Raw genomic sequence first — 11,303 nt, forward strand, 5'->3', positions numbered from 1 at the left:
AAGCAGCGGGTAAAAATCGCAAAGCTGAGTGCGAAAGCCAAGCATCAGCGCAGCGATGCCTTACACAAGCTGTCACGACAGTTAGTGGATACCTACGACATGATCGGAATAGAGGATCTGAATATGAGGGCAATGTCACAGTCTTTGCACTTCGGAAAGTCTGTCGGTGACAAGGGATGGGGCATGTTTACCAGCATGCTTGCTTATAAAGCACAGAGGGCTGGAAAGCGCGTCATCAAAGTGGGAAAGTTCTTTCCCAGCAGCCAGATGTGCCATGAATGCGGGAGATTGCACAAACTCACCAAAGATTTGTCTGTACGTGAGTGGACATGCCCTGACTGCGGACATCATCATGACCGTGATGAAAACGCAGCGCTGAATATCAGAGATGAGGCAGTGCGGATCTACTGCACCTGCTGAAATAAAGCAACAACAACCGCTGGGACGGCGGGGATAGCCTGAAACCACTGTATGGAGAATGCAAGACCATACAGAATACCTACAGCAGAATGCATCGCGCCTCATGGGAAACTATGAGATACGTACACATTCCTGACAGTCTGGAAACACAGGAAAAAAGAAAAGTGGCCTGTGCCACTTTGAAGCTCGATTACTTGTAGCCGAGTAGTTCACTGACAGGCCAGAGAGCCGCAGATTAGGCATTACGTCCACGGGTCCGATGACCAAGACAACGTAGTACTGTTAGCGTACATGGCGTGTACAACGGTACTCAGGCTAGTCAACCAAGGCTTTTACAAGCCTGCAGTTCTAGCGGCGGGTTGTTAACCTCTCAGTCAGAACAATTGATTTCCAAATTTCTGAAAAAGCCGTCTGTGCCAATATCAACATATAATCCGACGGTGCCTTTTGCATCTGCGCCATGTTTCAATCCATTCACTTCCAGCACTTTGATGCCATCAACAAAGAATGTTCCTTGATCATCAGCAATCTCTGCTCTGATATGGCTCCATTTTCCCAGAGCAATTGTATCCACCCGGCCTTCATATGCCGTGATTTCAAACTCGCGGAAATAAGAAAATGTATAGCCAGGATAAGAGAAATACTGGCAGCCATGTTTCTTTCTGATGGGATCCGTACAGTCCCTTCCGTTTGTCGGCCGGATATAGAAAGACTCAAACTCACTGTTGTTTTCATTGGCACGGAACACAATTCCAATAAAGCCTCTTGCATATTCCGGTGCATCTGGCAGCAGTTTTCCGCAGACATCCACATCAATAGTACCATTATGAAACACAAGGTTATTCACTCTCAGATAGGTATTTTCATCAGGCAGCTGCTTATCGGCTTTACAGAGCTCAGCTATTCCATCTGGAAAATATGAAGCTCTTGTATGCACTGCCGTAAATTGGTTTTCTTCGATTCTGTATTTCATCAGCCAATATTCTCCTATTCTCCTGTTTTGCTCTATACAGCTTTACAGCAGCGCTTCAGGGTGTTCCAACAGCTTACCGCCGGCCTGGCAAGCCGGGCAGACACAGTATCTGCCGCCGGCTGCCTTTGCTTTTTCTGCCTGTTCCAGCAGCGCCCCGGCTCTATCTGCACCAAAGATCTTTATCCCTTGTTCAGACCTGGCAAGCGCGATCAAATCTTCAATAGATGTAACATCTTCCTCAAGTTCCTTCAGCAGTTCCTTTGCTGCAGCTTTCTGTTGAGCTGTACCGATTGCCCTGAGATATGCCTCACCCGCAGCCTTTGCCTCCTTGCAGCAGGATGGTGCTGCCACCAATTTTCTGACTTCATCAATAGCTTCTTCTCTGGTCATCATCAAGCCTCCTCATCTGTCAGAGAATATAGCATTAAAAAGCTCTCTGGAAAATATCCTGAGAGCCTGTCATATAGTATCTTCTGAAACTAGCTTTTGTCTGTTCTTTGCAACAGGTCTGTATCACAGCATCTTTGTCCGCATCTGTTGCTGGCAGGCAGTCTGCAGCCAATTACTGGTCCTCTTTTCTTCTGCGATAGCTGTGTTTCTTGTCTTTGTACATGTTGAAATCAGCTTTTGTCAGCAATGCATCAAAGCTGGTTGCCTTACCGCGAATGCTTGCATATCCGATTGCCATGCTGATGCCGTTATTGGCTGCACTGTCGCGGATATGCTGAATCAGCAAGTGGATGTCACTTTCCTCGAGATTCTCCGTCAGAACAATGAATTCATCTCCACCAGTCCGGAAAACTGCTCTCTCGCCAGCACATTCTCTTAGAATCCTGGCATCTTCCATAATCAGCATATCTCCGGCATGGTGACCCTGACTGTCGTTTGTGTTCTTCAGACCATTCAGATCGGTTGAAATGACTCCAAGTACACCGTCGCCCTGCCATTTTCTGATCCGGTATTCCAACGCCCTGCGGTTTCCGGTACCGGTCAGCTCATCAATCATGCTCTGTCTTTTCAGCTCACGCATGCTGTTCTTGTTGCGGACCATTACTGCAATAAAATCCGTCAGCGTTGAATATACGACCTTTGCTTTCTGAAGACTGTCTTCTGATGGATTGATCACCAGTGTAAAGCCCTCAGTCTCATTCTGAAGCAGAAGCCGTCCGGAAACAAAGCTGTGCACATTGCTGATTCGCAGTGAAAAATCCGGATGTTCCTGCTGGAAAGCCTTCATATCACGAACCATGACAAGACGCTCAGCAGCAAACCTTGCATACAGCGCCCTAAGCTCAGTGAGCGGAATGCTCTGCAGCTCCTCCTTCAGCGGAACTATGCCTGGTGCTGTCCATTCATAGGTAGCACTGACCGTATTGTCACCACCCTCTTCAAAAATCAGAAATCTTTCCGGCTTCATATTTTGAGAAATACTGGAAATCGTCTTCTCAATCCCCTGTTGTGGATCAGCTTCAATCAATCCGCTTGTAATGGCTTCATTTGCATGCATTTCCTGATAGAACAGGTCGCGGTCTTCTGTCAGTGTATCCAGATATTCATTCAGATTGAAGGCAAATGTAGCCTTCAGCACACGCTTTTCCCATGAAATCAGAAATGAGCGTGAAATCAGCCTTTCCCCTGTTTTGCGTACCATGTGGGATGAAGCATACGCACAATCCATCCGAAGCATCAGATTCGGACAATTCTTGCATGGCGCATCATAGCCTTCCAGCACTTTATAGCAGTAACAACCATCAAGACTGCTGTCCAGATCTACACTGACATCCTTTCGCGCTGCATGATTCATATACACAATCTCATAGGTTTTCGGATCACTGATGACAACGCGTTCCGGAAGACTGTCAAGAATCTCTCTTCTGATCGAAAGACGGTCCTCAGTGTAAGGCTTTTCTCCAAACAGTTCCTTTTCAGCACTGTTCTGTCTGCGGATCAGCAGCTGCAGCATTTCATCAAGACTCATCACCTCCGAACCATATGCAGCTGCATGTGTCAGTTCAGGATTTGTCTGAATGCCGAACCGTTTCCACAATGGCGGCAGAATGCCGGAAACTGCTGCAATCTTTTTCCCGATATTTCCGGCACTGTCCCTTCTGCAGAAGCACAGGAAGCAGCATAGTCCGATCCGCGAGATCGCCCATCCCGGTGCAAATGATTTTCTGAGTGCATCCGAAATACCATTCAGAATCGCCCGTGCATTCTCTTCGCTGTCTCGCTGTACCTGTGAAAAGGCAGGAACATCAATCAGAAGACCGACGTAATCATCTTTTCTGAGACGATAATGGTCCGCATAGAGAAGCCCTGCTTCAATGGCGCCACGAAAGCTCAGCAGCCCCGTATCATGGTCAGCGAATCCCAGACGGGATTCCTCATTCCTGATCTTTTTCCGGTCTCCTTCTACCATTGTCAGGCTTCCGGAAATCTCCTTTTCCTGATACCAGGGAACCCGCACAACGTCTGCTTCCCGAACTCTGCCTCCGATCAGAGCAAGTTCCTTGGACGAATACCCGGTATACGGTATCTTTTCCCTGTCCGGATTCAATCCGTCTGCGTCAAGGCAGAACCCAATCTCCTGCTCTGTTTTTCCTGCAAATGCAGATGCATCCTGAATACCTTCCGCTTCCTTCAGAGCTTTGCTGATGCCAAGAATCTTTCCATTCCTGTCCTTCCAGAAAAACATATAGGGAGAATCTTCGCAGAGCGCCCGAAAAAGGCTGCTCTGCGCCAGAGTCTGCTGCTGGGCAGGGGTAGTTTTTGCAGATCCGAAAGACTGCAGGAACAACGGCAGAAGCTGATCCCGTTCATCCATTTTCTCCCAGATATCCTCACGCTCACAGAGCAGAATATTCTTCGCCGCACTCTTATAATTCACCAGCGCCTCAAACACAGTCCACCGGTATGTACCATTCTCATTGCGAATACGCACAAGCTCCCTGCGCACGGTGCCATCACGGTTTATCATCTTTCTTTCCGCACTGCAAGCAGACATAAATGCAACAAACCTTTCCCGGTCATCCGGATCAACAAGGTTGTCAGAAAAGCATCTGATAAATTCACGGATTGTGCAAGGATCCTCCTGCTGACTCAGTTCCGGGTGATTGGAGCGAAGAATCTTTACTTCATTCCTGCCACGATCTATCTGATAAAATCCTTCATAAAACTGAAAGATATCCCGCAGTGTACTGTCCAGTGCTTTTGCCTGCTGAATTGCTTTATTATTGCTGATGTTATAAAGATGCGCCTCACCGACCCAGTAAGATTCATCTCCGGCAATCCAGCGGACATTGACACTCATATACTGTCCATTATCCGCATATGTGAGTGTTTCCTGCGTCTTTGAGTGAAAAGCCTTCAGCAAAAGCTGCTGAAACCTCCCACGGAACGGATAGCTCTCATCCCCAAGATTTGCATTTGCTTCAGCCATTCCCTGTGTTCCAGTGCTCCTCAGTTCCCGCTTATAGGCATCATTTTCATTAAGCAGTGAAATTGTGGTTCCATCAAAGCTGAAAAGGGCTGTAGGAGAATCCGAAACTACGTTGACGCTTTCTGCAGCATTCATCAGCTGTGCTTCATTTGGCATCTCAAAACGGAATTGCCTTGCATGGATGAACGAAATGGCATTTTCATAGTTCATTGGTTTTCCGTAGTAATATCCCTGGATTCGTCCGCAGCCAATCTTTTTCAGAAAGGAAACCTGCTCCTGTGTTTCTACTCCTTCTGCCAGCGTCTGCACACGCAGCATTCTTGCCATCGTCACAACCGAAGTGATAATCTGCCGGCTGCGGTCATCAAAGTTTCTGAAAAAGCCCATATCAATCTTAATGACATCAAAGTGGTAGTTATGAAGAGAATTCAGCGAAGAATACTCACTGCCAAAGTCATCCATCCACACCTGATACCCACCCTGCTGGAATTGATGAACCGTTTTCGCCATGCTGACAGGAGACTGAAACATTACCCGCTCGGTAATTTCAAGGAAAAGGATAGTTCGCGGAATTCCATATTTCTTAACTAGTTTCTCAATAGTATCGATCGGATTTGACACCTCAAAATCATATGCTGAAAGATTCATGGAAACAGGAACCAGAGGCAGACCATTGTCCATCCGGTCACGTAACAGCCGGCATACCTGTTCCAGAACATACTGGTCAAGACGATTGATCAACTGGGCATTTTCAAGTACGGGGATAAAGACATCCGGAAATATCATGCCCCGCTGCGGATCTTCCCAGCGTGCCAATGCTTCAAAGCCACAGATCTTTCCTGTCAGTGTACGGATCACCGGCTGATAATATACCTTGATATAATGCTTATCCAGCGCTTCACTGAAATGGCGCAGAACATAATTCTTATTGGCGATGGCATCCCCCATCGAAGCACGATACACAGCAATGCTCTTGTTGCCGTCCGTCTTGATGCTGTCACAGGCAGTTTTTGCCGCATCAAAAGCATTCTTCATAATATCCAGCGTATCCTCTTCAGAAGGCTGATAGATTCCTGCTTTCAGCTGAATTCCATCATCATTGATATAACTGTTGACCTCTCTGCACACATGTTCCAGCTTCGTTTCAAGATCTTCTGATGGCAGAAGAGCAACGAAATGATCCCCCGTCAGATGTCCCAACAGTGATCCTGGAAAACAGCCGGAAATGGTTTCCGCAATTTTTCTCAGGCACTGATCCCCCTTCTGCATGCCATACAGACGGTTGTATTCCTTAAAGCAGGTCACATCGAAGCTGACCGGGCAGAAAAACTGAATCGTATGATTTTCCAGATGGTTCTGTATCTGCCGCATCACTTTCTGAAAGAAATCATGCATACCAGGCACACCTGTCTTATCATCTGCATCCAGATCGCCTGTGATCTGTTCTGATGAAAACAGAAGAAGCACATACGTCTTTCCAAAAGCGGTTTCCTTCAGCGTGCAAGTTCCCTGTATTTTGCGGAAATGACCCTTCTGTGTCCGATAATGAAATGATATATGGATATGATCAGGATTCTTTTCTGCAAGCTGCGAAAGAGGCTTATAATCCTCTTCTTCCATCAGATTCTGATAACAGGAAGAGCAATACTGCAGGAGTTCTTCAGGATCTGTACATTCATACAGAGAGGCAGCTTTTGTATTCGCAAAAACAATACGTTCTGTACCGTCAGCCAGGACAAAGAGGACACCTCCATCAATCAAATCATAATATGCCCGGTAATGATCCAGCTCTTTCACATTTTCGTTCATACAGATCGTCTCCTTTGGCTATTGCTGCAATCTGCGCAATCCGACGTACATCATATAAACGTATATTGTTTTGTCAAGGACGGGAGTTCTCACTGCCTGGCCACGCGCAAAGACACAGAAAGAATAACGCATTCCTGACAATCAGAATGAACAAGAAACCCGCTGTACTGCAGATATCCCTGCCTGACAAGCTTTATATTCATTTATTCTGTATAATACACTGTTTTTCATCAGAGCATGCACAGTTCTCCAGATACTCTGCATTTCATACAGTATCTTTGTTCTGATCACAGAGAAGATGGAGTTCACTCCATGATGGCATCCGGCTGCGCAGTGCATCAAAACATGGCATTCTGAAAGCAGAATTCTGTTTGCGCATCTCCTGAAAGCATTCATCCAGATACTGCATTTCGCCCACAGCATTGCGGCAATGATCCGTCACAGCCAGTTCTCCCAGCTTTGTTCTGGCAGCAATCCACATGCATAAGGTCAGCATCGCTCCCCGTATGCCTTCCAGGTTCTTCTCATCCCCTTCCGGCCGGATCTGCATACCGATGGACTTCAGAAAGCCATAGGCTTCTTTGCCCGCCTGCAGGTAATCTCTGATATCAGCCATACTGCTATGGCGCAGATCGCAGTGAAAGGAATAGGCAAGATATGCAATCGGAAGCACAAAAGCAGCGTGACAGGCATACCAGCTCTCCATATCATCCATGAAGACAAGCTTCATGTCCGAATCCTGAAACAGCAACAGGAAAAGGTTCTCCCGGGAACCTTTTTACAAGGCAAAATGGCGATGCCGTCGGAGTATCCGCGAAGACGGTGTATGACGCAGAAAGAGAATGATATTTGGGTGTCCATGCATCAAGATCATTCTGCAGACTCAGGATACCGCACCAATCGCCATCATAGAATGCACAGCTGGAACGGGCTGGTGGACTACGCCATGGTCTACACAGAGGACAACATCCGCTTCACCTTTAAGAACGGACAGGAAGTCAAAGCCTGACACCCGGACATAAAGCAAGCTCCCGATCATCGGTTTTACGCCGGTGTCCGGGAGCTATTTTCACTGTACCTGTTTATTTACAAAGTCTATCATTCTTTCAAACGCATCCCTTGACACCTCATCCGTGCGTTCTGCTGCAACAAAACAATGTTGCATCTCCAGCCCACGCTCTGCAAGTGGATCTACCAGCTTATGGGCCACATTCATCTCGGCTAAAGCTGAATTCATTGCACGCATATCCATATAGTATTCGCTGCCCAGAAGAAATGCAGCAGGATAATTGGAATCAATCCAAGCTATATTGTTATACTTTTTAACTTCCTCACGGTTGAGGAAGATAGAGCCTTTTACATAGTTGCCTACAAGCACTTTGGTACCTAAAGAAAACTTATCATAAGCGAGAGGCGCATCATCGATCACCACTGCCTTGATCTGTTCCGGCTTCAGCACTGATGAAATGCCAAGCGTCTCAGCATAATCCTGATTAGTTATAATACTTCCCAACTGACTTGTCATGATCGCTCCCGCGGAAGAACCCATGATCACCACCCGATCCATATCCAGATGATATTCGTCAGCATGATCTGTCAAAAACTGAAATGCCTCATTGGCCTGAACCAGCGGAGCCGGAAAATGGTACTCCGGAACAAGCACGTAATCAATATTGACAAGGTTAAAGCCCTCTGCGCAGATATCATCAAGTAATGCAGTCGCATCACTTTCAGCAAGGGGATCTCCGACACTCTTGCTGCCGCCGAAGAATCCGCCGCCATGAAAGTAGATAAGAGTCGGCCGTGATGTCTCCCTGTTTTCATCCGGGTAGGTAATATCAAGAAAGCTGTTTGGATAGTCTTCAGAATACTTAACCTCTGTAATGATGTACTGACCATTATCCTTTAAACCTTCCATCGGCTCGCCAAGGGGATCATAAGAGTTGATAGTGTTTACCGTGCTGGCCGACAGCTTTTGGATCGCACCTACGATGATCTGCGTGTGCGTCATAAGGATCAACGCAGCTATCGCCGGAATAGCCAGTAAGACCGCAAGAGCGATCAATATAGTGTGTTTCTTTTTTCCTGTTTTCTGCTCACTTGTTCTTTTCCACATCCTGCCAGTTATTGTTATGAAGGATCTCCGCATCTTCGCCGATGAAGACTGAAGCGGCCTCTTCGTTTCCGCAGAGCTGCCACAGCATCCATGCTGTCATGTAGCCATCACTGCGGGCAAGCATCTCTTCGTGTTCCGCGCCTGTTGCTCTTGCTCGTACCTTTAGCACATCATTGCTGATCGTTTCATAATTCTCGATCAGGGAGGCAAGCGGCGCAACTCCGGCGTATTCCTTCGTGATATCAGCAACGCCCTTATCATCTGTTGCTCCGGTTCCTGCCACCATGAAATAGGGGATCTTGATTTTGGAAACGTCATAATTCCATCCCATATTTCCGGCAAGGAACGGATAGGCTGCGCTCCCGGTAAATATCGTTTTATACGCCGTGCCGTTATCGTACATTGTTACTGCTGCCAAGGCTCCGGCTCCACCCTGTGAGAAGCCCACAATTCCGATGTTCTCTGCATCCAGCTTATCGCTTAATTTATGATTCTGCGGCAGATTCAAAATATAGTCGAGCATGATGGACGTTGTTTCGCCGGTTCCGGCCTGCGGGTCTTCATTTCCAACGACAACGAACCCCCACGACGCAAGACGCTTAAACCACGGTTCATATTTGAATGCAGGTGTCCCGCTGGCATTCACGACTACGATTACGGGATACTTTTTGTCGCTAATCTCCAGTTCTGATGGATACCAAAAGCGTACTTTTTTGATCGTCGCATTCTCTGATGGATCATCGAAAGAAGAAACTTCATATTCACCGGGCTGTGAATACTTCTGCTCAAGACGTGCGGAAGAAGAGAACTCGGTATAATAATCTTCTTTGACAGAAGACTTCTTCGCCTCTATCTGCCCTTTGATTACAAGTGCAGCCACTGCAGCAGCGATAACTAAAATGATCACTCCGACAATTTTCATGACCTTTTTCATGATGACCTCCCTTGGCAAGTCGTTGAAACAAGTGTATCATAAAGCCAACGATGATACAGTTGTTTCAGCAAAATGATACACCGGAGGGAGGTCTGTTTCATCGAATGAACATGAACAACGAGCAGAAAAACACCTATGTAAAAAAGCAGATCACCACTGCGCTTCTTGCGCTTCTAAAAGAAAAGCCCCTTTCAGATATCTCCGTCAGTGAACTTACTAACAAGGCCAAAATAGGTCGTGTTTCCTTCTACCGGAATTATCAGAACAAAGAGGATATTCTGAAAGATGAGTCAGATCGGCTCATCAAGGAATGGGGAAAGCTTTATGAATCAAGTCCGGAATCAGCACCGGAGACCTTGTTCCCATCATTGTTTGATTTCTACCGGGATCACAGGGATTTTTACACCACTCTCTACAATGCTGGTATGTCATCCATTATGATGGAAACGATCATAGGCACTATTCAGATCACGCCTGAAATGCAGAATCTTGAAGCATACATGAAATCCTTCTGGGCTTACGGTATATATGGCTGGATGCTCGAATGGATCAAGCGCGGCATGCAGGAAAGTGGAAAAGAACTATCCGCCCTCTTCTTGCTTGCTCGCCAAAATTAATGGAACCCAAACAGCAGATTAAGTAAAATCTGATGATCGGGCGTTTTCTTCCACAATCCCTCATTTCTGAACTTGGTCAGCATCTCCAGCATATGAATGCCGCTCTTCTCAGGATCATTTTCATAAGCAGCGCAGATTAGCTTCAGACCGTCTGGTGTGACAGTGAAATGACATCCAGGGACTTCTGTCTCAAGCTCAGATTCGATAAATCTGTTTTGTCCTCAAGTTCCATTTGGCTTTCAAGAGCAGACAATTTTTCATATAAAGCCATCAGTAATAATGACAAAGTTGAAAACCTTTGCTGCCCATCAATCACTTCAAGAACCGTACCATTTAAGGAACCACTGTTTACACAAATATATGAGCCAAGGAAATAGCCGTAGATAGCAATATTGATTGGGGTTAAAGGTCGGAGACGCAAGTCGTTAATACGACTGGGCAGTTACAAGGGGGCTGTAACAGCTTATTCAACTGTTACAGCCCCTGTTTTTCTGTCCCCAATATCCTGCAGGTCATTATCGTTGCACCTGCAGGTTTTTCTTTTTCAGCGTCGCGAAACTGTCACCCGATTGATTACTCTATCGGCGAATGCGCTGCCTGAACATCAATGGGCATTATAACTACACGAAAAAGCGGCCCATTTGCCAGAATTGTCTGTTAAATGTAGCATATCTCAGTTTAATACTGGCAATACGTGCATCTCACATCGTTTAATAATTTATACCTGAGGCCAAACGTCATCTATTCATCATAACTGCCACAGTTCATACCCCTGCCGTCTGGCAGAGTCGTAGACCGGCTGCATATTCTTCTGCAGAATAGAAGTAAATTCTTCTCTTGTGTTTCCGGGTCTGTACAGTTCCTGACCTGCACAATCCGGAAAAACGGAACGGCTGTTCCGCTTCATCGGTGCGCCGTTCCGCTTTAGCGGAACGCCAGTTAAAGAGACGGGTTCCGCATATTCTTGCCATTAAATTGTAGTCTGAATGCTCTGT

General features: G+C 46.5%; 11 protein-coding genes. 3 read left to right on the forward strand and 8 right to left on the reverse strand.

Features of this window, described 5'->3' with window-relative positions:
- Positions 1 to 420: RNA-guided endonuclease TnpB family protein (locus MOZ60_RS10760; protein ID WP_370596682.1), on the forward strand; the 420-nt coding region annotated here is incomplete at its 5' end.
- A gap of 370 nt (positions 421 to 790) precedes the next feature.
- On the opposite strand, the gene MOZ60_RS10765 is transcribed toward MOZ60_RS10760, so the two are convergent.
- The 4 genes from MOZ60_RS10765 to MOZ60_RS10780 form a co-directional block, all read right to left on the reverse strand.
- Positions 791 to 1,393 (reverse strand): hypothetical protein, encoded by a 603-nt coding sequence (locus tag MOZ60_RS10765; RefSeq protein ID WP_370596683.1) that lies wholly within the window; start codon positions 1,391 to 1,393, stop codon positions 791 to 793.
- A 42-nt stretch (positions 1,394 to 1,435) separates the two neighbouring features.
- A complete protein-coding gene (locus tag MOZ60_RS10770; protein ID WP_370596684.1) occupies positions 1,436 to 1,783 on the reverse strand; it encodes a molecular chaperone Hsp90 in 348 nt (115 codons plus the stop codon).
- Positions 1,784 to 1,955: 172 nt separating this feature from the next.
- The gene (locus MOZ60_RS10775) at positions 1,956 to 6,641 is read right to left on the reverse strand and encodes an EAL domain-containing protein (protein WP_370596685.1); all 4,686 of its coding nucleotides are present in this window, start codon (positions 6,639 to 6,641) and stop codon (positions 1,956 to 1,958) included.
- A gap of 265 nt (positions 6,642 to 6,906) precedes the next feature.
- The gene (locus tag MOZ60_RS10780; protein ID WP_370596686.1) at positions 6,907 to 7,371 is read right to left on the reverse strand and encodes a hypothetical protein; all 465 of its coding nucleotides are present in this window, start codon (positions 7,369 to 7,371) and stop codon (positions 6,907 to 6,909) included.
- A 96-nt stretch (positions 7,372 to 7,467) separates the two neighbouring features.
- Here MOZ60_RS10780 and MOZ60_RS10785 point away from each other — a divergent pair, with 96 nt between their 5' ends.
- Positions 7,468 to 7,650 carry a hypothetical protein gene (locus MOZ60_RS10785; protein WP_370596687.1) on the forward strand — a complete coding sequence of 61 codons (183 nt, stop codon included), beginning with the start codon at positions 7,468 to 7,470 and terminating at the stop codon, positions 7,648 to 7,650.
- A 60-nt stretch (positions 7,651 to 7,710) separates the two neighbouring features.
- On the opposite strand, the gene MOZ60_RS10790 is transcribed toward MOZ60_RS10785, so the two are convergent.
- Complete coding sequence (locus MOZ60_RS10790) at positions 7,711 to 8,757, reverse strand: alpha/beta hydrolase (protein WP_370596688.1); 1,047 nt, start codon at positions 8,755 to 8,757, stop codon at positions 7,711 to 7,713.
- Positions 8,738 to 9,691: a poly(ethylene terephthalate) hydrolase family protein gene (locus MOZ60_RS10795; RefSeq protein ID WP_370596689.1), complete on the reverse strand. Its 954-nt coding sequence runs from the start codon at positions 9,689 to 9,691 to the stop codon at positions 8,738 to 8,740. Before MOZ60_RS10795 ends, MOZ60_RS10790 begins: the two co-directional genes overlap by 20 nt.
- Positions 9,692 to 9,795: 104 nt before the next feature.
- Between MOZ60_RS10795 and MOZ60_RS10800 the strand changes: the two genes are divergently transcribed.
- The gene (locus MOZ60_RS10800; protein WP_370596690.1) at positions 9,796 to 10,308 is read left to right on the forward strand and encodes a TetR/AcrR family transcriptional regulator; all 513 of its coding nucleotides are present in this window, start codon (positions 9,796 to 9,798) and stop codon (positions 10,306 to 10,308) included.
- A gap of 142 nt (positions 10,309 to 10,450) precedes the next feature.
- On the opposite strand, the gene MOZ60_RS11600 is transcribed toward MOZ60_RS10800, so the two are convergent.
- The gene (locus tag MOZ60_RS11600; RefSeq protein WP_371832665.1) at positions 10,451 to 10,729 is read right to left on the reverse strand and encodes a GmrSD restriction endonuclease domain-containing protein; all 279 of its coding nucleotides are present in this window, start codon (positions 10,727 to 10,729) and stop codon (positions 10,451 to 10,453) included.
- A gap of 343 nt (positions 10,730 to 11,072) precedes the next feature.
- On the reverse strand, positions 11,073 to 11,303 hold a 231-nt coding region (locus MOZ60_RS10805; RefSeq protein ID WP_370596691.1), incomplete at its 5' end, for a hypothetical protein.

The organism is Grylomicrobium aquisgranense (assembly GCF_033971865.1).
GTDB lineage: Bacteria > Bacillota_I > Bacilli_A > Erysipelotrichales > Erysipelotrichaceae > Bulleidia > Bulleidia massiliensis.